This is a genomic window from Nonomuraea thailandensis (assembly GCF_024172165.1).
Taxonomy (GTDB): Bacteria; Actinomycetota; Actinomycetes; order Streptosporangiales; family Streptosporangiaceae; genus Nonomuraea; species Nonomuraea thailandensis.
The window spans coordinates 2711768-2733531 of record NZ_JAMZEB010000002.1; the positions used below are offsets into that span (position 1 = coordinate 2711768).

Annotated in this window: 16 protein-coding genes; 6 read left to right on the forward strand and 10 right to left on the reverse strand. The window is 72.2% G+C overall.

Annotation, left to right across the window (positions count from 1 at the left end; all coding sequences use genetic code 11):
- Positions 1-112: 112 nt before the first annotated feature.
- A complete protein-coding gene (locus HD597_RS16450; RefSeq protein WP_253743124.1) occupies positions 113-691 on the reverse strand; it encodes a TetR/AcrR family transcriptional regulator in 579 nt (192 codons plus the stop codon).
- An 83-nt stretch (positions 692-774) separates the two neighbouring features.
- Between HD597_RS16450 and HD597_RS16455 the strand changes: the two genes are divergently transcribed.
- From HD597_RS16455 to HD597_RS16465, 3 genes are all read left to right on the forward strand, one after another.
- Positions 775-1656, forward strand: a complete 882-nt coding sequence (locus tag HD597_RS16455; RefSeq protein WP_253743126.1) for an SDR family oxidoreductase — start codon at positions 775-777, stop codon at positions 1654-1656.
- Positions 1657-1751: 95 nt separating this feature from the next.
- Positions 1752-2444, forward strand: a complete 693-nt coding sequence (locus HD597_RS16460) for a hypothetical protein (RefSeq protein WP_253743129.1) — start codon at positions 1752-1754, stop codon at positions 2442-2444.
- A gap of 104 nt (positions 2445-2548) precedes the next feature.
- A complete protein-coding gene (locus HD597_RS16465) occupies positions 2549-3448 on the forward strand; it encodes a hypothetical protein (RefSeq protein WP_253743131.1) in 900 nt (299 codons plus the stop codon).
- 141 nt (positions 3449-3589) lie between these two features.
- On the opposite strand, the gene HD597_RS16470 is transcribed toward HD597_RS16465, so the two are convergent.
- From HD597_RS16470 to HD597_RS16510, 9 genes are all read right to left on the reverse strand, one after another.
- Complete coding sequence (locus tag HD597_RS16470) at positions 3590-3967, reverse strand: GntR family transcriptional regulator (protein ID WP_253743134.1); 378 nt, start codon at positions 3965-3967, stop codon at positions 3590-3592.
- Positions 3964-4776, reverse strand: coding sequence for a hypothetical protein (locus HD597_RS16475; protein WP_253743136.1), 813 nt, complete (start codon positions 4774-4776; stop codon positions 3964-3966). The genes HD597_RS16470 and HD597_RS16475 overlap by 4 nt, the downstream gene beginning before the upstream one ends.
- A 93-nt stretch (positions 4777-4869) precedes the next feature.
- A complete protein-coding gene (locus HD597_RS16480) occupies positions 4870-5679 on the reverse strand; it encodes an ABC transporter ATP-binding protein (protein ID WP_253743137.1) in 810 nt (269 codons plus the stop codon).
- Entirely contained in the window at positions 5676-6686 is a 1011-nt protein-coding gene (locus tag HD597_RS16485; RefSeq protein ID WP_253743139.1) for a FecCD family ABC transporter permease, read from the reverse strand. The genes HD597_RS16480 and HD597_RS16485 overlap by 4 nt, the downstream gene beginning before the upstream one ends.
- Entirely contained in the window at positions 6683-7441 is a 759-nt protein-coding gene (locus HD597_RS16490) for a class I SAM-dependent methyltransferase (protein ID WP_253743142.1), read from the reverse strand. Before HD597_RS16490 ends, HD597_RS16485 begins: the two co-directional genes overlap by 4 nt.
- Positions 7438-8445 carry an ABC transporter substrate-binding protein gene (locus HD597_RS16495; RefSeq protein ID WP_253743144.1) on the reverse strand — a complete coding sequence of 336 codons (1008 nt, stop codon included), beginning with the start codon at positions 8443-8445 and terminating at the stop codon, positions 7438-7440. The genes HD597_RS16490 and HD597_RS16495 overlap by 4 nt, the downstream gene beginning before the upstream one ends.
- Positions 8446-8488: 43 nt before the next feature.
- Entirely contained in the window at positions 8489-9292 is an 804-nt protein-coding gene (locus HD597_RS16500) for a class I SAM-dependent methyltransferase (RefSeq protein ID WP_253743145.1), read from the reverse strand.
- Between the two features lie 54 nt (positions 9293-9346).
- A complete protein-coding gene (locus HD597_RS16505) occupies positions 9347-11101 on the reverse strand; it encodes an ABC transporter ATP-binding protein (RefSeq protein ID WP_253743146.1) in 1755 nt (584 codons plus the stop codon).
- Positions 11098-12849: an ABC transporter ATP-binding protein gene (locus HD597_RS16510; RefSeq protein ID WP_253743147.1), complete on the reverse strand. Its 1752-nt coding sequence runs from the start codon at positions 12847-12849 to the stop codon at positions 11098-11100. The genes HD597_RS16505 and HD597_RS16510 overlap by 4 nt, the downstream gene beginning before the upstream one ends.
- A 341-nt stretch (positions 12850-13190) precedes the next feature.
- Here HD597_RS16510 and HD597_RS16515 point away from each other — a divergent pair, with 341 nt between their 5' ends.
- The 3 genes from HD597_RS16515 to HD597_RS16525 all read left to right on the forward strand — a co-directional run bounded on the left by HD597_RS16515 (position 13191) and on the right by HD597_RS16525 (position 21732).
- Positions 13191-14417, forward strand: a complete 1227-nt coding sequence (locus HD597_RS16515) for a riboflavin synthase (RefSeq protein WP_253743148.1) — start codon at positions 13191-13193, stop codon at positions 14415-14417.
- Positions 14418-15485: 1068 nt separating this feature from the next.
- Positions 15486-17090: an NB-ARC domain-containing protein gene (locus tag HD597_RS16520; RefSeq protein WP_253743150.1), complete on the forward strand. Its 1605-nt coding sequence runs from the start codon at positions 15486-15488 to the stop codon at positions 17088-17090.
- A 385-nt stretch (positions 17091-17475) separates the two neighbouring features.
- Positions 17476-21732, forward strand: a complete 4257-nt coding sequence (locus tag HD597_RS16525; RefSeq protein WP_253743152.1) for a HAMP domain-containing hybrid sensor histidine kinase/response regulator — start codon at positions 17476-17478, stop codon at positions 21730-21732.
- Positions 21733-21764 lie beyond the last annotated feature (32 nt).

The following is a 21764-nucleotide window of genomic DNA, read 5'->3' on the forward strand; positions in this document are numbered from 1 at the left end:
CGGGCGACGCGGTGCGGGCGGAGCACACAGGCGCGGGCGCGGTGCGGGCGGAGCGCACAGGCGCGGGCAGGCCGACAGCACCTTTTCTTGTCTCCGGCCGGCGCGGGGGCGATCAGCCCAGTGACGCCGCCGCCGCGCGCAGCTCCCGCAGGGCGGCCAGCGCATGGTGCGCGAGCCCCCGCGCGTCGTCGCGATCCCCTTCTGACCACTCGGCGTAACCCCGCTTGAAGGCCAGGACTCCCAGCTCGGCCGCGAGATGGGCAGTCGGGTCCTGGACGCCGCGGGCGATGAGCGCGGCGGTCATCGCGGCCGCGAGACCGACGCTCTTGAGCGCGTCGCGCTCCTGGAGCTCGGTGCTGGCCGCCACGGCTGCTCTCAGGCGGGGGCCGAGCTCGCGGTTCGCGGGGCCCATGGCGCTGGAGGCGCGTTCGAGGCCGGCGGCGACCGCGTCGAGCGGGCCGGCGTCCGGGGGCGCCTCGGCGATGCCTTCGGCGAGCAACCGGCTCAGGGTCTCCTGGCCGGCGACCAGCAGCTCACGCTTGTCGGAGAAGTGCCGGAAGAAGGTGCTCTTGGTGACGCCGGCGCGCTCGGCGATCTGCGCCACCGTCGTGGCGTCGTATCCCTGCTCGGTGAACAGGTCGACGGCCGCGACGACGAGTCGCTGGGTCGTCTCCGGTTGCCATCGGGCCATGAACGCCATCCTAGGTGATGGGACAGGTGTCCCGTCGGCGTGTAGAGTGACGGGACAAAAGTCCCATCACTTTGGAGAGTCGCATGCATGTCTTCGTCACCGGCGGCACCGGCACCATCGGCTCCGCCGTCGTCGCCGAACTGCTCAACAACGGTCACACCGTTCTCGCGCTGGCCCGCTCCGACAGGTCCGCGCAAACCCTCACCGACGCCGGCGCCCAGGTGCTGCGCGGGCAGCTGGCCGACCTCGACGTCCTGCGGGCGGGCGCCGCGCGGTCCGGTGGCGTGATCAGCCTGGCGTTCGGCAGCGACTACAGCACCGACGAGGCCGTCGCGCGGTCGATCGCCGAGGAGGGCGCCGCTCTCGCCGCTCTGGGCGAGGAACTGCTCGGCAGCGACCGCCCGATCGTCACGGTCTCGGGCACCCCCTGGGTGCCGGGCCGCCCCTCCACCGAGGCCGACCCGGCGCCGGTCCAGGGACCGGTGGGCGGTCGCGGCCGTTCGGTCAACGCCCTGCTGGATCTGGCCTCACGCGGCGTGCGCAGTGTGGCCGTACGCATGCCGCGCACGGTGCACAACGAGGGCAGGGGCGGTTTCGCCGGCCTGCTGACGGAGCACGCGCGCCGCACCGGCGTGTCCGGCTACCCCGGCGACGGCACCCAGCGCTGGCCGGCCGTGCACGCCCTCGACGCGGCGGTCCTGTTCCGGCTGGCCCTGGAGTCGGCACCCCCCGGGACGGCCTGGCACGCCGTCGCCGACGAGGGCGACGCCGTACGAGACCTCGCGACCGTCATCGGCCGGCGACTCGGCCTGCCGGTCGAGACGGTGCCACAGGAGAGCTTCGGCCCGTTCGGCCCGATCTTCGCCATGGACCAGCCGTCTTCCAGCGCCCACACCCGCCAGACCCTCGGCTGGCGGCCCACGCACCCCAGCCTTCTCCAGGACCTGGAGAACCTCCAGCCCTGAGACCTCTCGACGGCGATCGGCGCAGGCGTTCGTCAGCTGCCCATCGGGTTGTCGGAAGAGCCGAGACTTCTTCGAACGCAGCGCGACAACCTCGAGTGAACGGGACCCTCGGGGCCCTCGCGCCACAAGCGCCGACCGGCAGCCCGATACTGGTCGGCATGGTCATTGTCGATGTCGTCCTGGAGACCTACGACGCGGTGGACTTCACGGCCTGGCCGATCGCCGGGCCGTCCGGCGATCGGCTTCTCGCGCTCTGCGGCCAGCTGTCCCCGTCCGAAGTCGGCACCGCGATGGCCGTCATCTTCAGCTACAACGCTCTCCCCGTCGAGGCTGTCGCCGGCCTGACCCGGGCCCACCTGGAACAGCACCTCGCCGACACCGGAGCAGTGACCGCGCCAGGCGGGCTGCGGTTCCGTGACACCGCCACGGGCGTCGAGGTCGCGCCCGGTTGCTGCTTCGGGCTGGAGAACTGGCGCGACTGGTGGGACGTGGCCCTCGGCCGGGAAACCTGGCTCGGGCACGGCCCGACACCCCAGGTCGAACGCCAGGGCCGGACCATCCGGCTCCGGCAGGACGACCGGGGCGGCTCCTCCGTCCAGCCCGTCGAATTCACCGTCAGCGAGCTGCAGAGGCTGCTCGTCTCAGCACAACAGCAGCTCAGCGGCTTTCTCGAGCTCGTTCGGCCGTGGGCTCCCGGCATCGCCCCCGGCCTGACCGGCAGCCTCGTCGCTGTTCTCGACGAGCAGCTGAGAATCAACGAGCCACTGCGTCTTGACCTTCCGTCGTGAGACCGGACGTATCCCCGGACGGCTCATGGATGTCACCGGCTCGACGCCCCCGACCTTCCCGGGTCGCGCGCTAATGTGCTGCATCATCGGCAGGCGAGGTGGCCATGGTCGGCTGGAGTCTGGGGATCGCGATCTACCTGGCCGTCGTGGCGCTGCTGCTGTACCGGGCCTTCCGCCCCCAGCGCCGCCCCGAGGTAGTCGAGTGGGCCGCCGGCCATGGCCTGCCCGCCGCCGGCCTCGACTGGGACCAGGCGAGCCGTTACCTCCACCGCAGCCGGTGCCTGCGCACCGTCGGGTTCGTCATCCCGCTCCTCGCGGGAGGCACGACGAGCATCGTCTGGGCGCTGGCCTACACCCAGCCGTCCCCGCCCTTCCCGTTCGACCTGCTGGGTGCGCCGTCCTGGCTGGTGGGGTACCTGCTCGGGGCGCTGCTGGCCGAGGTGACCTGGCCCCGTCCGGGCAGCCAGGGGGTGGCCGCCCCCGTGCCCGGGCGGGCGGGCGATTACCTGGGACGTCCGGCACTGATCCTCATCCGCGTCGTCGGACTGGCCACGATCGTTGTGGGTGTGGCCGGGCACTGGTTCCTCGCCGGCCAGATCCGCGACGGGTTCGAGTTCGGGCCCGCGCCGGCGGTGACGGCGGCGGCCGTGCTGGTGGTGATGGAGGCATCGCTCTGGTTCGTCGCGCACCGGCGCAGGCCCGCGGGACCCGAGTCGCAGCCGATGCTCGACGACGCCCTGCGCGCCACCACGATCCACCGGATGGCGGGAGCCTGCCTCGGCGTGATGTTCCTGCTCCTCGGCTACGAGCTCTTCTCCATCGGGGGCGGCATCGAGGGCCAGGCTCCGCGGATCATCCTGCCGTGGGCCGGGATCGCGTGCGTGGCCGTGGGCGCCCCCTTGAGCTGGCAGCGCGTCGGGCATCCCCGCTCGTGGCCGGTCAGGCGCCACACCTCCGGCGAGGCGGCCTCGCCGTCGGACACAGCCGACCGGACGGCGACATGACGCACCATCCGGGCGCTCTCTTCGTACGAGCAGGCGCTGACGGCCGGCGAGGCAGCGCCCGCGCAGATGGGCTGTGGCGCGGAAGAGGCCGGTCGGCGCGCGGCTCCACGGCGCCGGGCCGTCGCGCCCGCCGGGTCGCGTTCACGACGGGGCGGGTGCTGCCCCGCCGGAGGCCAGGGCCGCCTGTACGATGCGGATAGCCTCGCCCGCGTCGATGCCGACGCTGGCGATCACAGCCGCGTAGTCGGCGGCGGCCCGGCGGGCCCGCTCGCGGCCCTCCTCCCCGGCGGCGGAGACGAACGAGCCCGCCCGCCCCCGCGTTTCGATCAGCCCCGCCTCCTCCAGCTCCCGGTAGGCCCGGCCGACCGTGTTGACGGCCAGGCCCAGGTCGGCCGCGAGGTGGCGAATGGTCGGCAGCCGGGCGCCCACGGCCAGCGTGCGGTCCTGGATCTGCCGCGCGAGCTGGGCCCGTAGCTGCTCGAACGGCGGCACCGGCGAGGTCGTGTCGATGATGATCATCGCACGCCCATGATCCGGCGGGCCACCGTCGCGCTCGACGGGGTCCTGAAGCGGAGCACGACGTACACGAGCAGGGTCAGCACCAGGTAGGCGACCGCGGCGGCGCTCCACCAGCCGGGCGCGGTGCCGAACAGCAGCACCATCGGCAGCGTCGACTGCACGCTCGGCGAGGCGAGCTCGCGGGCGTCGTCGACGCGCATGATGACGTCGGCGATCAGGGAGCTCTCGTCCTCCGCCACGACCGGGCGCCTGAGCAGGTGGAGCAGCTGCATGGCGTTGATGACCGCCAGGCCGAGCTGGCCGATCAGCAGGACGACGGCCAGCTGCCGCACGGTGGCGTCCGCGACGGCCAGGGCGCTCACGGGCAGCAGGATCGCGCCGGCGAGCACGGCGGCCGCGTGGACGGCGTACGGACGGCCGAGCACGGCCCGCCAGCCGGGCTGGATCGGATGGGCCACCCTGCGGGACAGCGTCGCGCCCGCCCGCTGGTCGACGCGTCGCACCCACCGGTCGATCAGCGACTGCGCCAGCAGCAGCGCGGCCATCAGCGCCGCCAGGGCCAGCAGCGGCAGCGTCCGCGGCGGGGAGCCGTCGAAGACGGGCACGGCGGTGAGCGCCGTCGCGAGGATCAGCGCACACGTGATGAGCGCGGCGACGAGGCGGGCGCCTTCCCGGACCGCCAGCCGCTTGGCCAGCAGCGGGGTCGGGCGGGCGTGGGCGAGGTCGTTGCGGGCCAGCCACGCGCTCGCCAGCCGCAGATCCGTCGCGACCGCCGGCGGGTCGGCGTCCGGCGATGGGGCATCGGTCATGACTCCTCCTTTGTCGCAAGTTTTGTAGCAACATGGTGCGTCATAGCTTGCGACAAAGTCAACGCTCACCGTCCCGGAGGTGATCACCGTGGTTCACGCGCGGGCGGCGGCGCCGCTGCGATCGGCTCCCGCGGCCCCTGCCCGGCTCAGGAACCGCAGGCTCGGACGGCCGCCGGCGGAGCGGGTGATCTCCGCTCGTACGCGGTAGACCCGCTCCACCGTCTCGGAGGTGAGGACCTGTCCCGGAGGCCCTGCGGCGACGAGCCGCCCCTCGTGCAGCAGCAGGAGATGACCGCAGTACTGGGCGGCGAGGTTGAGGTCGTGCAGGGCGGTGACGACCGTGACGGGGGTCGCGGCGAGCAGGTCCAGCAGGGCGAGCTGGTGGGCGATGTCGAGGTGGTTGGTGGGCTCGTCCAGCAGCAGCTCGGCGGGCTCCTGGGCGAGCGCGCGGGCGATGTTCACCCGCTGCCGCTCACCGCCGGAGAGCGTCGGCCAGCGGCGGCGCTCCAGCTCGCCGACCCCGCACCGGCGCAGGGCGCGGCGGGCGTGTTCGAGATCGTCCTCGCCCGCCGGGGCCACCAGGCGGCGGCGATGGGGGATGCGGCCGAGCAGCACCACGTCCAGGACGGTCAGCTCCGCGTCGGTGGAGACCTCCTGGGCGACCACCGCCAGGCGGCGGGCGACGTCGCGCCGCGGCAGGCGGTCCAGGTCGTGGCCGTCGAGCAGGACGGTGCCGCCCGCCGGGCGCAGCAGCCCGGCGAGCAGCCGCAGGAAGGTGGACTTGCCCGAGCCGTTCGGGCCGAGCAGCCCTGTCAGGCCGCCGGGGGCGATCTCGACGGTGACCCCGTCGACGATCGGCCGGCCCTGGGCCGTCCACGTGACGTCATGGGCGTGCAGGCTCACGCCGGTGTCTCCTTTCTCCGCCGCATGACGAGCGCGAAGGCGGGGACGCCGATCAGCGCCGTCAGCACGCCGACGGGGATCTCGCGAGGGGCGAACGCGGTGCGGGCGACGGTGTCGGCGGCCAGCAGGAACACGCCGCCGTACAGGGCGCAGGCCGGAAGCAGCACGTGGTGCCGGCCGCCGGTCAGGGCGCGCACGGCATGCGGGACGATCAGGCCGACGAAGCCGATCGCGCCGCTCGCCGCCACCAGCACCGCCGTGGTGAGCGCGGTGACCGAGAACAGCACCAGCTCCGTCCTGGCCGGGGCGACGCCCAGCGACGCGGCGGCCTCACGGCCGAAGGCGAACGCGTCCAGCGCGGACGAGGCCGCCCAGCAGGCGATCACGCCCGCCACCGCGACCACGGCGCACAGGGCCACGCTCGCCCAGCTCGCCGAGGCCAGCGAGCCCAGCAGCCAGAAGGTGACCCCGCGGGTGCTCTGCGCGTCCGCCGCCCAGATCACGACCAGGCTCGTCAGGGCGCTGAACAGCTGCGAGACCACGACCCCCGCCAGCACGACGCGCACCGTGCTGCCGAACTGCCGCCCGATCATGGCCAGCACGCAGCAGAAGGCGAGCACAGCGCCGCCGAAGGCGCCCGCCGACAGCGCGGCGGCGCCGGCGCCCAGGCCCAGGACCAGCACGGCCACCGCTCCGGCCGAGGCGCCGGAGGAGATCCCCAGCAGGTACGGGTCGGCCAGCGGGTTGCGGGTCAGCGCCTGCAGCACGGCCCCGCACACCGACAGGCCCGCTCCCACCAGCACGGCCAGCAGCACCCGGGGCAGGCGCAGCTCCCAGATGATGCCGTCGTCCAGCGGCGCGAGCGGCCGCACCGGCAGGCCGGCGTGGGCCGCGACCGTCCGCAGCACGTCGGCGGGGGACAGCCCGGCCGCTCCCACCACGGCGGCGGCCGCGATCGACGCCACCAGGAGCAGCACGCCCCCGCCGATCGCGCATGCCGTCCTCATCGCCTGGCGAAGACGACGTAGTCGTCGAGGTACTGCCAGACGGTGCCCGCCTCGGCGAAGCCGGCCGTCCGCAGCGCGGCGAGGTGGAAGGCCGGCGGGGCGAGCGGCTGGGGCGGGCGGCCGGCGAAGCGCCGCTCGCGCTCGGGCATCCGCTCGGCGAGCTCGGGCAGCCGCCCGGCCAGGGCCCACCATTCGTCCCAGGTCGGCGTGCCGGCGGTGAAGGCGACGCGCTGCACCTGCTCGTCGTGGCGGGCCGACACCTCGGCCAGGGTGGGGTGCTCGGGCCCGAAGCGCAGATGGTCGGCGTTGAGCAGGACCGCGCCGGGCGGCAGGATCGCGGCCAGCTCGGTGTACACGCTGAGAAGCTGCCGCGGTGACAGCCAGTGCAGCGCGGTCGAGGTCAGGACGGCGTCGAAGCGCCACTCGGTGAAGCGCCGGCTCCAGCCGGGCTCGGCCAGGTCGGCGTCGATCACGGTGGCCCGGTCACCGAGCACCATGCCGGCGAGCCGGGCCAGCACGGGGTCGTAGTCGGTGGCGACGACGCGGGAGCCGGGCACGCGGGCCAGCACCCGGTCCGCGATCGAGCCGGGCCCGCACGCCAGGTCCAGCACGGTGGGCTCGGCGGGGGAGTGCAGGCGCAGGACGTCCAGCATGACCTCGAAGCGGTTCTCGCGGTGGGCGACGTACGCGCTCTGCTGCTCCTCCCAGCGGGCCAGCAGGTCGCGCGGGGTCAGGGACGTCGTGGGGGCGGTCAAGAGCTCTCCTTCTCGCTGTACAGGCGGGCCAGGCCCTGGCCGACCTGCTCGACGGCGGTGACGCTGCGGATGGACGGGTCCACGGAGGAGCCGGGGACGACGACGAAGCGGTCGTTCCTGACCGCGGTGAGCCTGGAGGCGACGGGGTCTTCACGCAGGAAGCGCTTCTTGTCCTCGGCGCTGTCGCCGTCGCCGCCGCGGGTGAGGTCCGCCAGCACGATCACGTCGGGGTCGCGGGCGGCGATCTCCTCCCAGTTGCCCTCCGGCCACTGCTGCTCGACGTCGGCGAACGCGTTGCGCGCGCCCAGCAGCCTGGTGATCGTGCCGGGCAGGCCGGTGTCGCCGGCGATGGCGGGGGTTTCGGTGCCGGAGTAGTACCACATGACGTCGGCGTCGAGATCCGCCGGCGCCGAGCGCCCGGCCGCCTCCAGCCGGCGCCGCAGGTCGGCGACCACGGCCTGGCCGCGCTCCCGCACTCCGAAGACGGTGGCGATGTCGTCGATCTCCTTGAAGATCGCCTCGAACTCGGCGGTGGCGGGGATGAGCGACCGGTCCTCGCAGTCGTTGGAGGACAGGTACGCCGGAACGCCCAGCCTGGCGAGGTCCTGGCGGGAGCCGGCGGCCTCGGGGGCGAAGGCCGAGGCGCGCATGGAGTAGACGAAGTCGGGCTTGCCTGCCAGCAGCGCCTCACGGCCCGGGTAATGCTCGGCCAGTACGGGCACCTCGGCGTAGGGCTCGGCCAGCTCGGGCAGCACCGGGTCGGTCTGGTAGGCGGTGCCCGCCATGCGGCCGGCCAGCCCCAGGGTCAGCATGATCTCCGCCGCGTTCTGCTCCATGGCGACCGCCCGCCGCGGCGGGGCCTGGATCGTCAGGGGGAGCCCGCAACTCGTCACCCGGCTCGCCGGGGGAGCGGAGGCGGTGGTGGCCGCCGTGCCGCTGCCACAGGCGGTGGCCAGGGTCAGCACGGCGGCAGCCACACCCCAACGAATGGGAATGGTTTTCATGTTCGCTGACCCTAGCATCACCGGAAGGGGCGGCCGCCGCCGGTCACGGGAGCGTTCCGGCTCCGATGAGGGACGTGGCGTCCAGCTCGGCCATGCCCCCTTCGCGCAGGAGGCGTCCGAAGGCGGCGCGTACCCGTTCGACGGCGGGCTCCTCCAGGCCGGCGAGCATGCCGCGAAAGCCGCTGCCGAGCACCACCTGCCAGGCGAACGCGGCGTCCAGGGGGAGGCGCAGGGGGAAGCGGGTCACGGTGACGCGCGTCAGCCCGCGGGCGGTGAGCCAGGCGCCCAGCTCCCGCTCGGCGCCGATCCTGGACGCCGGCTGCCTGCTGGTGGGAGGAGCCACCGGAGCCTGCCGTACGTGCGCGACGGCCTCGGCGAACAGCCGGCCGAAGCCCTCCATCGCGCCCTGGGCCCAGGTGGTGACGACCAGGCGCCCGCCGGGGCGGAGCAGCCCGGCCAGGCGGGAGACGGAGGCGTCCATGTCGGGCAGGAAGAAGACGCCGTGGACGCACTGCACGACGTCGTAGGCGGAGCCCTCCCAGGTGGTCGCGTCGGCTTCGACGAAACGCACATTCCGCAGCCCTTCGGCGACGGCGCGGCGACGCCCGTGGGCGAGGAGGCCCGCGGCGAGGTCGATGGCGTCCACGTGGCCCTGCGGCCCGGTGGACCGCGCGGCGGGGATGGCCGAGGCGCCTGCCCCGCAGCACACGTCCAGCACCCGCTCGCCGGGACGGATCGCGGCGGTGGTGACCGTGGCCTCGCCGATGCGGTTCCACAGCAGCGGTGAGACCTCGGCGTAGTGGGTGGCCGCGCTGTCGAACACGGTGCCGATGCCGGCGGATGTCATGGGGATTCTCCTTCTGGAAGGGGCGGGACCCGCGGTTGCGGACGCTCGTCGGCGTCAGCGGAGCTGCCAGCCGCGGGCGCGGACGCGTTCGGCCCAGAAACGGGCGTACGTGCCGCCCGCGGCGAGCAGGGTGTCGTGGTCGCCGTGCTCGGTGATCCGGCCCTGGTCCAGGACGAGGATGCGGTCGGCGGCGACCACCGTGGACAGGCGGTGCGCGACGACGATGACGGTGCGTTCGCGGGCCAGCTCGGCGATGGCGCCGGCGACGGCGGCCTCGTTGGCCGGGTCCAGGGCGGCGGTGGCCTCGTCCAGCAGCACGACGGGGGCGTCCTTGAGCAGGGCGCGGGCGATCGAGACGCGTTGCTTCTCGCCGCCGGAAAGGGTGGAGCCGGCCTCGCCGACGCGGGTGTCCCAGCCGTTCGGGAGGCGTTCGACGACCTCGTCGAGGCGGGCGACGCGGGCCACCCGGTCGAGGTCGGCGCCGGTGGCGTCCGGGGCCGCCATGCGCAGGTTGTCGGCGATGGTGCCCTCGAACAGGTAGACGTCCTGGAAGACCTGCGCGGTCAGCCGGGAGACGCCGGCGCTGCCGAGCTCGCGCACGTCCCGCCCGCCGATGCGGATCGAGCCCTCGGTGACGTCGAAGAAGCGGCCGATGAGCTTGAGCAGGGTGCTCTTGCCCGCGCCGGACGGGCCCACGACAGCGGTGAAGCTGCCGGCGGGGATCGTCGCGTCGATGCCGTCGAGGACGACGGGGCCCCCGCCGTCGACATCGTCGTAGCCGAAGCGCACGCCGCGCAGCTCGATGCCGGTGCCTGCCGGCTCGGCGGGCACGGCCGGTTCGGGCAGCGGCGGCACCTCCAGCAGCGCCCGTACGCGGCCGATCGCGTCGGCGTTGACCTGCACGGTGCCGGCGAGCTCGCCGAGCTGGGAGATCGGGTCGAGCATGCGGAGGGTGACGATCATCAAGCCGATCATGACCGCGACGGTCATGGTGCCCTGCAGGGTGAAGAGGACCGTGAGGGCGATGACGGCGGTGACCACGAGTTGCAGGGCGCCGAAGAACGCGATCAGCCCCCAGGCTCCCCGGATGGTGAGCCGTGCCTGGGAGCCCTGCTGGCGGACCAGCGACTCCTCCAGCGTGCCGAGCTCGGGCCGGTCGAGCACGCCGTAGGCGCGCAGGGTCGGCTGCCGGCGGGCGTACTCGACGATGCGGGAGGCGCTGAGGCCGATGTCGTGCTCGTAGTCGTCGTCGTTGCGCCGCACGATCACCATGAGCAGCCGCAGGGCGGACGCGCACAGCACCGCCCCGGCGGCGAAGGCCAGGCCGATCCGCCAGTCGAGCAGGAAGCTGCCGATGATCATGGTAGTGGGCGCGGTGATGCCGACGACGACGTGGCGCAGCAGGTGGGCGGGGACGTTGGCGACGTCCATCGTGCCCTTGCCGAGCATCCGCCCGATCGGGCCGGTGCGGTCGCCGCGGAACCAGCCGATCGGCAGCGTGGCGAGATGGTTGCCCAGGCGTTCGTGGAAGCCGGTCAGCACGTCGGTGCCGACGACGTAGCCGCGAGAGGTGCTCCACGCCAGCAGCGCGTGGTGGGCGCTGACCGCGGCCACGATGGCGCCCGCCCACAGCCAGAAGCGGCCCCAGTCGACCGGCGCGGTGGTGAGGGTGGCCACCAGCGGTGCCACGAGCAGGAAGCCCAGCCCCTGCAGCACCCCCTGCCCGGCCTGGGCGGCGAGCATGGCGTACAGGTGACGGCGCCCGCGCTGGTCGAGCAGCTCGGACAGGTAGCGGATCATGGCGATCATCGGCCGGCCTCCAGCCGCTCGGCGGCGTCCTGGCGGGCGCGCTGGTCGTGCTCCCACAGGCGGGTGTACAGGCCCTGGCGGGCCAGCAGCTCCTCGTGCCGTCCCCGCTCGGCCACGCGGCCCTCGTCGAGGACCACGATCTGGTCGGCGCCGCGGATCGTGCTCAGCCGGTGCGCGATGACCAGCACGGTACGGCCGCGCGCGACCTCGCTGAGCGCGTCCTGGATGCGGGCCTCGTTCTCGGGGTCGGCACTGGCCGTGGCCTCGTCCAGGACCAGGACCGGCCGGTCGGCGAGGATGGCGCGGGCGATGCACACCCGCTGCCGCTCACCCCCTGACAGCTCGGCGTCCTCGCCCGCCACCGAGTCCAGGCCGCGCGGGAGCGCGTCGAGGCGGTCGAGGATCTGCGCCTGGGCCGCCGCCGCCCGCACGTCGGCGTCGCAGGCGTCCGGGCGGGCCAGGCGGATGTTGTCGCGGATGCTCATGCGCAGCAGCGCCGCGTCCTGGAAGACGAACGCCACGTGCCGGTACAGCTCGGCGGGGTCGAGGTCGCGCAGGTCGGAGCCGTACAGCTCGACGGAGCCCCGCTGCGGGTCGTCGAAGCGGGGCAGCAGCCTGGCCAGGGTGGACTTGCCGGATCCGGACGGGCCTGTCAGCGCGGTGACCGTGCCGCGTTCGAGGTCCAGGTCCACGCCGTCGAGCGCGACCGTGTCCCCGTAGGCGAAACACACCCCGCGCATCCGCACCACCGGGCCGGGAGCGTCGGGGTCGGGCACGATCGGGCTCGCCGGGACGGGCAGCTCGGGCGCGGCGAGCACCTCGCCGATGCCGCGCGCCACGCTCAGCGCGGTGACCAGCGGATGGATCGACATCATGACCGTCATCAGGCCCGCGGTGGTGACCGTCCCGAACACCAGGAACGCCAGAAAACTCGTCAGCGGCAACCACCCGGCGGCGGTGAGCGCGCCGCCGGCGCCCACCATGACGACGAGCACGCTCGGCGGTGACAGCAGGATCTCCGAGATGACCGAGGCCCTGGTCGTCGCCTTCGCCCAGTCGAGGAAGAATCGAGCGAAATTTCGTGACACCTCCTGGAACCGGCGACTGGCCACCCCCGGGGTGCCGAACGCCTTGACCACCCCGATGCCGTTGACGAACTCGACCGCCGCCCCGCTCAGCCGGGTCAGCCACGTCATGAACTCCGGATACTTCGTCCCCGCCCCGGCCATCGCCCGCTGGTACACGACCAGCCCGGCAACCAGCGGAACGAGGCTGATCAGCGCCATCCGCCAGTCCACGGCGAACAGGTAGCCGATCGCGACCACCACGGGGACGGCGGCGGCCGTCACCTCCACCACGGAGTGGGCGATGAGCTGGTGCAGCGCGGCGACGTCGTCCTCGACCGTCTTCTTCACGACGCCGGAGTTGCGGTCGGTGAACCAGCCGAGCGGCAGCCTGCGCAGCTTGCCCAGCAGCTCCCGCCGGATCCTGAACGACACCCGGATGTCGGCCAGATGCGTCAGCACTCCCGCGCCGAACGTGCCGAGCTGCTTGACGGCCAGGGCGGCGAGCGCGACCACGATGATCGGCCACACGTCCGTGTCGCCGTGGAGCAGGCGCCGGCTGATCTCGACCACCGCGATCAGCGGCGCCATCCCGGCCAGCGCGCTGACCGCGGTCAGGACTCCACAACCGATCAGGGTGGCGCGGGCGGGGGCCAGCACCGAGGGGGCTCGAGAAGCGGACATGCGTCACCCTTCACGGTCGACGTCCGACAGATCGAGCAAATGATAATCATTGTCACGAGATTTCGTAACCCGTCACTTTTGTCCTGGCGGAAGAGGCATGCCCGGAGACTCGTGACACCGGAATCAGAAGATCGAACCCGTTCTCATCGGCGTGGATGACGGCTATCGTGAAGGTGGCGCGATTCCAGGTGCGGCGGTGACAGCCCGCCGGTTCCTCCCCGCGGAGGAACGATCCGGTGCGACTCCGGAGCCATGCGGTGACACCCCGCCCCCTCTCGGACCCCATCGGCCGGTCCCTGACGCCATCGGCTGCGGCGGACGCCAGTACGAAGGGGACGAGCATGTTCACCGGCAGAATTCACGAGATCGGCACGATCGAAGCCGTCGGCGCGAACGACATCGGCATCCGGGCGGCCAAGTGCGCCGGACGGCTGGTCCCCGGCGGCTCGCTGAACGTCGCAGGGGTGCGTCTGACGGCCGAGCACGTGGAGCAGGATCTGATCAGCATGTCGATCAGCACCGAGACCCGGCGGCGGACGACGTTCGACCAGACGCCGGCCCCCGGCCGGCGGGTGAATCTGGAAACGCCCCTGACCGTCGGCGACCCCCTCGACGGGCATCTGGTGCAGGGCCACGTCGACGGGGTCGGCAAGGTCGTCCGCGTCGACGACGATCCGGGGCTGGGGCGGCGGTTGTGGATCCGCCCGCCGGACCGGTTCATCAGCAGGATCGCGGCCAAGGGCTCCATCGCGGTCGACGGCGTGAGCCTGACCGTGGCCGAGATCGTCAAGGACCGCCTCTCGGTGGCGCTGATCCCGTCCACGCTCGCCGGCACGACCCTGGCCGGGCTGTCCGTGGGCGACCGGGTCAACATCGAATCCGACATGGTCGGCCGGCTGGCGGCGGACGGTCCGGCCTCCGCGAGCGCGCACGTCGCCCGCGCGGTCGCGGCGCTGGGCTGGGCCGGGCACCTGTCGGGACGGATCGGGGTGGAGAAGGCGGTGCGGCAGCTGGCCGCCGGAGGCGCTGTCATGGTGTGGGACCCCGATCGCGAGGTCGAGGGCGACGTCATCTTCGCCGGCGCGGACCTGCGTCCGGCCGCCTTCACCTTCCTGCTGACCGAGGTGTACGGCTACCCGTGCGTTCCGTGCGCGCCGGAGGTCCTGGAGCGGCTGGAGATCCCGGCCCTGGCGGGCGTGGGAGATCGCCAGGGCACGGCCTTTCACACTCCGGTCGACCTGACCGCGGGCACGGGCACCGGGGTCAGCGCCGCCGAGCGCGCCGCGACCGTACGGCAGCTCGCCCGCCCCGGCTCTCGGCCCGCCGACTTCGCCTCGCCCGGCCACGTCGTCCCCATCGCGGCCCGGCCCGGCCTGTTGCGGGAGAGGGCCGGACACACCGAAGCGACCGTCGCGCTGTGCCTGGCCGCGGGTCTGCCGCCGGTGGGCGTGTGCTGTGAGGTGATGAAACGCGACGGCACCATGGCCGGCGCCGCGGATCTGGAGGCCTTCGCCCTGCGCTGGGGGTTGCCGCTGGTCGACATCGACGATCTACGTACGTGGTTGTGAGGCGCGACGTCCCCGCCGGCGGGCCAGCCGCGCTGCCCGCCGCAAGGCGGGCTCGTCACACAGCACGCACAGCGTTGCGTCGAAACGCCGGCAGTAGTCCAGCCGGGTGCCGCACCGCGGGCAGGAGCCTGCTCCGGGCCGGAGCGCGGAGGGGCGCTTACGGGGCATCCTCCCGTCCGAGCTTCAGCATCTCCTCAACCACCCCGGCGTTGAAGAGATGCCTATAGATTTCGAGTGCGCACCCGGTCCGCCTCCGCAGGCCCAAGCGCTGCCGCTGACCCCGGGAGCGGGCCGGAGCAGGACAGTGCGGAGCTCGGAACGCTTCAGCCGGTAGGTGGGAGCGCCGTGGGGGTTCAGCTCCCTGCCCATGCGCATACTGACCCGCAACTGCAGGGGCCCGAGGGCGACCCCGCCCGGCTCCGCGAGCAACAGGCCGGCCTAGGCATCCTCGTCGGTCTCTTGCCCGAGGCCGGAGCCGTCATGAAGGTCGAACTGACCGTAGGTGATGGGAACCTCGTCCTCGACGGACCGCAGCAACCCGGCCATGCCGCTCCTCAGTCTTGATCATGCAGGTGTGGCTCGGGACCCTGGCGGTCGCGGGCGACAATCCGGAGGTTTCGCGACCAGGCGACGTTTCCTGGAGGGGACGCCGGCCGGGCGGGCGTGACGTCCGTCCCCGCTGCCGGCAGGGGCCTCGGCGTATTCCGGCCGAGGGCCGCTCCGGGATTGCCCTGGGCTGTGGGGACCCCGACAATATCGGCTCAGGAGCAACGGAGGTCGTATGGCTCGGCAAGGGACGTCGGCGTGGGGCGGAGCGGTTGTCGGGACGTTCGCCGGCCTGGCCGCACCTGGTGTGTCGGTGTACACGTTGCACCGTTCGCCGCCTCACGGGGTGGCGGGAGCTGTGGTCGTAGCCGGGTGACGATGAGCGAGCAGCCCGGACGACCGGACGACGAGCAGCGCTCCCCGCGAAGCAGCTCTGCCACGCCCGGAGCGAGTGCTGAGGGAGATCGTTCCCTGGCCATCGGCAGGGACTTCAGCGGGATCGCGTCAACGGGCGAAGGCGCGATGAACGTGTTGATCCAGGCCGGGCAGGCATCCGTGATCCCGGCTGAGGCGTTCACACGGATGGCGGATCTTCCGCCTCCGCCGCGGCTGACCAACGTGCCGTTGCGCACAGGGCTGTTCGTGGGCCGCGGCCAGGCCCTGGCCCGGCTGGACGAGGCGCTGGAAGGTCCCGGCGGAGCCGTTGTGCAGGCGGTGCACGGACTGGGAGGGATCGGGAAGAGCACACTGGCGGCGCACTGGGCCGCCACCCGTGGCGGCACCCGCTTCTCCCCGGTCTGGTGGATCACCGCTGACAGCACCGCCGCCATCGATGCCGGTCTGGCGAGGCTGGCCACCGCGTTGCAGCCCGCGCTGTCCAACGTGCTTCCGTTGGAGGTGCTCAGGGAGCAGGCGATGCAGTGGCTCGCCACTCATGGGGACTGGCTGGTCATCCTTGACAACGTGAACGATCCCGCCGATGTCCAGCCGCTGCTGGCGAGGGCGCCCGACGGCCGGTTCCTCATCACCAGCCGCCGTGCCACCGGCTGGCACCGCCTGGCCACGCCCGTCGCCTTGGACGTCCTCGACCAGGCGGAAGCCGTGGCGCTGCTCAGCGGCATCCTCACCCACGAGGGCGAGCGTGACCTTGCCGGGGCCGACGATCTCTGCACGGAACTGGGCGGCCTTCCGCTGGCCATCGAGCAAGCCGGCGCCTATATGACGCAGGCCGGCATCATTCCGCGTGAGTACGCGGAGCTGCTTGCCGACCACCCGGGCGCCATGTACCGGGACGGGGCTGAAGGCGTCGATCCCGCACGCACCGTCGCCCGCGTCTGGCAGGTGACGCTGGATCGCCTCGCCGATGATCCCCTGCCCGGACAGATCCTTCGCGTCCTGGCCTGGTACGCCCCCGACAACATTCCGCGTGCTCTCCTCGGACACCTGGTCAGCGGCCCGGCGCTGGTCTCGGCGGTCGGCCGGCTCGCCGCGTACAGCATGATCACCGTGAAGAGCGACACCTTGGCGGTCCATCGCCTTGTCCATGCTGTCGCCCGCACCCCTGACCCGGACGACCCGCACCGCCTGCCCGAGAGCATCGCCCAAGCCCGCGAACAGGCTGCCACCGCTCTGACCAGGGCCCTTCCCGACCGTAAGGAGTTCGGCTTATGGCCCGTCTGGAGGATGCTCCTTCCGCACGTCGACGCGGTGACGCACCAGGCGGAGCCGGAACCGGGCAGCGCCCTTCACTTCCTCAGGAAGGAAGCAGCGCTCCTCCGCCTCACCTTGGCTACCGCGGCCGGCCAGATCGAGGATCGGCAACGAGCGCTGTCCGAATCCGTGCGAGATCTGGGCGAGGACCATCCGGACACCTTGCTCGCCCGGGACGATCTTGCCTACAGCTACGAGTACGTAGGCGAATGGGACCGTTCGATCCCGCTGCACGAACGTAACCTGCAAGCCCGCCTGCGACTCCTCGGCCCGGATCACCGCGACACCGTCCACTCCCGCCGGAACCTCGCGGACGCCCGTCGATGGCCTCGGACCTACGCATCCCTGCCGCACTCGACTCAACAGCTCCTTGACATCTATCACGGGATCCCGGCGAACGCGGAGGACGAGCGGTGACGGTGATCCGCCTCACCTCCTGCCGGAACTGCCCGGCCTGCTGACGGTGCCGGCTCGCGCTCATCTGTCCAGGGATCGCCGGCCGGTCAGGGCACTGGTCGCCGGGATGGTGAGGAGAACCCGAACCGGGGGCGCCAGGAGGGTCCAAGGCAAGTCGGTTCCTCTGTTCGGCACGGGCGACGGGAAGGGGCGGCGCCCGGCGGTTCTGGCTCGTGGATCGTCATTGCGGCAGGCCAGACGGCAGGAAAGCACTGCAACGATCTAGTACCCTCACAAAACGGTGACGAAGGCACGTACGGGTCGGGGCGGTGTCCCCGGCACTACGGAGCGACGGATTGACAGGGCTGGCAAGTCAGGTTGACGGGCAAGGACGATGAGGCGGGACATGAGTGACACGTCGGTGCAGGGCTCGCGTTCCACCAACTCCGCGAACGCGGAAGTCGGCGAGCAGGAGCTGAGGCAGCTCCTGGCGGGGCTGACGGCCGTCAGGGACGGCGACTTCCGCCATCGGCTGCCCGGGGACGCCGACGGGCTGCTCGGCGAGATCGCGTCGGTGTTCAACGGCATGGTGGACCAGCTCGCGCTGTTCACCTCTGAGGTGACCCGGGTGGCCCGCGAGGTGGGCACCGACGGCCGGCTGGGCGGCCAGGCCGACGTGCCGGGCGTGTCGGGGACGTGGAAGGACCTCACCGACTCGGTCAACGCCATGGCCGGCAATCTCACCGACCAGGTGCGCAGCATCGCCCAGGTCACCACGGCCGTGGCCCGCGGCGACCTGTCGCAGAAGATCACGGTGGACGCGCGCGGCGAGATCCTGGAGCTGAAGAACACCGTCAACACGATGGTGGACCAGCTCTCGTCGTTCGCCGACGAGGTGACGAGGGTGGCGCGCGAGGTCGGCACGGAGGGGCAGCTCGGCGGCCAGGCGAACGTGAAGGGCGTGGCCGGCACCTGGCGCGACCTGACCGACTCGGTGAACTTCATGGCCGGCAACCTGACCGACCAGGTGCGCAACATCTCCCAGGTGGCCACCGCGGTGGCGCGCGGCGACCTGTCGCAGAAGATCACGGTTTCGGCCCGGGGCGAGATCCTGGAGCTGAAGAACACCCTGAACACGATGGTCGACCAGCTCTCGTCGTTCGCCGACGAGGTGACGAGGGTGGCGCGCGAGGTCGGCACCGACGGCAGGCTGGGCGGCCAGGCCGACGTGAAGGGCGTCTCCGGCACCTGGAAGGCGCTGACGGAGTCGGTCAACGTCATGGCCGACAACCTGACGGCGCAGGTCCGCAGCATCGCCGAGGTCACCACCGCCGTCGCGCGCGGCGACCTGTCGCAGAAGATCCGGGTGGACGCCCGGGGCGAGATCCTGGAGCTCAAGGAGACCATCAACACGATGGTCGACCAGCTGTCGGCGTTCGCCGACGAGGTGACCCGCGTGGCCCGCGAGGTGGGCACGGAGGGCAACCTGGGCGGGCAGGCGACGGTCCGGGGCGTGTCGGGCACCTGGAAGGACCTGACGGACAACGTCAACGTCATGGCCTCCAACCTGACCAGCCAGGTGCGCAGCATCGCCCAGGTGGCCACCGCCGTGGCCCGCGGCGACCTGTCGCAGAAGATCACCGTGGAGGCCAAGGGCGAGGTCGCGGTGCTCGCGCAGACGATCAACACGATGGTCGACACGCTCAGCGCGTTCGCCGACGAGGTGACCCGCGTGGCCCGCGAGGTCGGCACGGAGGGCCAGCTCGGCGGTCAGGCCCGCGTCCCGAACGTGGCCGGCACCTGGAAGAACCTCACCGACAACGTCAACTCGATGGCCGACAACCTGACCAACCAGGTGCGCAGCATCGCCCAGGTCACCACGGCGGTGGCCAGGGGCGACCTGACCCGCAAGATCGACGTGGACGCCCGCGGCGAGATCCTGGAGCTGAAGACCACGATCAACACGATGGTGGACCAGCTTTCGGCCTTCGCCGCCGAGGTCACGCGCGTGGCCCGCGAGGTGGGCAGCGAGGGCCGGCTGGGCGGGCAGGCCGAGGTGGAGGGCGTGTCGGGCACCTGGAAGCGGCTGACGGAGAACGTCAACGAGCTGGCCGGCAACCTCACCCGCCAGGTCCGTGCCATCGCCGAGGTGACCAGCGCGGTCACCTCCGGTGACCTGACCAGGTCGATCACGGTGGACGCCGAGGGCGAGCTGGCCGACCTCAAGGACAACATCAACTCGATGGTGAAGTCGCTGCGCGAGACCACGACGGCCAACGAGCAGCAGGACTGGCTGAAGTCCAACCTGGCCCGCATGTCCAGCCTGATGCAGGGGCACCGCGACCTGGCCACGGTGGCCGAGCTGGTGATGAACGAGCTGGCGCCGCTGGTCTCGGCCCAGTACGGCGCCTTCTTCCTGGCCGAGGAGAGCGAGCTGAAGCTCATCAGCGCCTACGGCTACCCGGTGGAGACCGACCGTCCCGGCCGTTTCCGCCTCGGCCAGGCCCTGGTCGGCCAGGCCGCGAGCACCCGCAGGACCATCGCCGTGGACGAGGTGCCCGCCGGGTACGTGAAGGTCTCCTCCGGTCTGGGGGAGAGCCTGCCGGCCTCGCTCATCGTGCTGCCCATCGTGGTCGAGGAGCAGGTGCTGGGCGTGATCGAGCTGGCCTCGGTGCAGCCGTTCACGCCCGTCCACCGCACCTTCCTCGACCAGCTCATGGAGACCGTCGGCGTCAACCTGAACACGATCGTGGCCAACGCGCGCACCGACGAGCTGCTCGAGGAGTCGCAGCGGCTGGCGGTCGAGCTCCAGGCGCGCTCGGAGGAGCTGCAGAACCAGCAGGAGGAGCTGCAGCGCTCCAACGCCGAGCTGGAGGAGAAGGCGACGCTGCTGGCCCGCCAGAACCAGGACATCGAGACCAAGAACCTGGAGATCGAGCAGGCCCGCCAGGAGCTGGAGGACCGCGCCCACCAGCTCTCCCTGGCCAGCAAGTACAAGAGCGAGTTCCTGGCGAACATGAGCCACGAGCTGCGCACCCCGCTCAACTCGCTGCTCATCCTGGCCCAGCTCCTGGCCCAGAACCACACCCGCAACCTCACCCCGAAGCAGGTGGAGTACGCCGGGATCATCCACTCCGCCGGCTCGGACCTGCTGCAGCTCATCAACGACATCCTCGACCTGTCCAAGGTCGAGGCGGGCAAGATGGACATCAACCCGGAATGGGTCCAGGTCCGTCAGCTGCTCGACTACGTGGAGGCCACCTTCCGGCCCATGACCAGCCAGAAGAGCCTCGCCTTCCGCGTCACGACCCTTCCCGGCGTCCCGTCCGAGCTGCTCACCGACGACTCGCGGCTGCGCCAGGTGCTGCGCAACCTGCTCTCCAACGCGGTCAAGTTCACCGAGACGGGCAGCGTGGAGCTGCGCATCGAGCCGGCCGCGCAGTCGGAGCTGCCCCCTTCGGTGCGGCCCCACGGAGGCGCGCTCGCCCTGCGCGTGATCGACACCGGCATCGGCATCGCCGAGCAGCAGCTCGAAGTGATCTTCGGGGCGTTCCAGCAGGCCGACGGTACGACGAGCCGCAAGTACGGCGGCACCGGCCTCGGCCTGTCGATCAGCCGCGAGATCGCCTACCTGCTCGGCGGCGCCATCACCGCGCACAGCGCGCCGGGGGAGGGCAGCACGTTCACGCTCTACCTGCCGATCGCACGCCCCGACTTCCAGGACCCGGCCGCCAAGGACACCACGGCCGAACCGGCCGAAGAGGCCGGCGAACCGGACGAGGCGACGCCCGAGGATCCGCGTCCCGCCGGGACGCCCGCTCCGCCCCAGCAGCGCCGCCTGCTGGTGATCGAGCAGCGCGCCCGCGGGCTCCTCTCGCTGGTCGCCGAGAGTGTGGTGCACGAGCTGCCGCGCACCCGCGTCGGCGAGATCGAGCTCGTCGCCGCCGCCGGCGCCCAGGAGGCCGCGGCCACCCTGGCCGCCGAACCCTGCCACTGCATCGTGCTCGACCTGGAGATGCCACAGCAGGCGGCCTACCAGCTCCTGGAAGCGATGGACGGCGACCCGGCGCTGTCCGGGGTGCCCGTGCTGGCCTACAGCAACTGGCAGGCCGGCACGCAGCGCGAGGCGCACCTGGCCAACCAGCCGCTCGAGCTGCTGTCCAGCCTCGACGAGCTGCGCGAGCGCATCGCGCTGCACCTGACGGCCGAGCAGGTCGGTGACGTGCTGCCGCTGATGCGTTCGGAGGCGTCCGTCCCGGCCCCCGCCGAGAGCGAGGTGGACGGCGCGCTCAGCGGCCGCACGATCCTGGTCGTGGACGACGACACCCGCAACCTGTTCGCGCTGACCAGCATGCTGGAGGTGCACGGCATCCGCGTCCTGCACGCCGAGAACGGCAGGGAGAGCATCGACGCCCTCGTCGAGCACCCCGAGATCGACCTCGTGCTGATGGACGTCATGATGCCGGAGATGGACGGCTACGCCGCCACGGCTGCGATCCGCGCGATGCCCCAGCACGCCGCCCTGCCCATCATCGCCGTGACCGCCAAGGCGATGCCGGGCGACCAGGAGAAGAGCCTGGCCGCGGGGGCCAGCGACTACGTCACCAAGCCGGTGGACGCCGATCACCTGATCGAGCGCATCCGGCACTGGCTGACGGCGTAGCCCGCGTACCGGCCCCCGCAACGCCCCGTCAC

Coding starts and splice junctions, on each gene's coding strand:
- HD597_RS16450 (WP_253743124.1), bottom strand. CDS start 691: ATGGCCCGATGGCAACCGGAGACGACCCAGCGACTCGTCGTCGCGGCC.
- HD597_RS16455 (WP_253743126.1), top strand. CDS start 775: ATGCATGTCTTCGTCACCGGCGGCACCGGCACCATCGGCTCCGCCGTC.
- HD597_RS16465 (WP_253743131.1), top strand. CDS start 2,549: ATGGTCGGCTGGAGTCTGGGGATCGCGATCTACCTGGCCGTCGTGGCG.
- HD597_RS16470 (WP_253743134.1), bottom strand. CDS start 3,967: ATGATCATCATCGACACGACCTCGCCGGTGCCGCCGTTCGAGCAGCTA.
- HD597_RS16475 (WP_253743136.1), bottom strand. CDS start 4,776: ATGACCGATGCCCCATCGCCGGACGCCGACCCGCCGGCGGTCGCGACG.
- HD597_RS16485 (WP_253743139.1), bottom strand. CDS start 6,686: ATGAGGACGGCATGCGCGATCGGCGGGGGCGTGCTGCTCCTGGTGGCG.
- HD597_RS16495 (WP_253743144.1), bottom strand. CDS start 8,445: ATGAAAACCATTCCCATTCGTTGGGGTGTGGCTGCCGCCGTGCTGACC.
- HD597_RS16500 (WP_253743145.1), bottom strand. CDS start 9,292: ATGACATCCGCCGGCATCGGCACCGTGTTCGACAGCGCGGCCACCCAC.
- HD597_RS16505 (WP_253743146.1), bottom strand. CDS start 11,101: ATGATCGCCATGATCCGCTACCTGTCCGAGCTGCTCGACCAGCGCGGG.
- HD597_RS16510 (WP_253743147.1), bottom strand. CDS start 12,849: ATGTCCGCTTCTCGAGCCCCCTCGGTGCTGGCCCCCGCCCGCGCCACC.
- HD597_RS16515 (WP_253743148.1), top strand. CDS start 13,191: ATGTTCACCGGCAGAATTCACGAGATCGGCACGATCGAAGCCGTCGGC.
- HD597_RS16520 (WP_253743150.1), top strand. CDS start 15,486: ATGAACGTGTTGATCCAGGCCGGGCAGGCATCCGTGATCCCGGCTGAG.
- HD597_RS16525 (WP_253743152.1), top strand. CDS start 17,476: ATGAGTGACACGTCGGTGCAGGGCTCGCGTTCCACCAACTCCGCGAAC.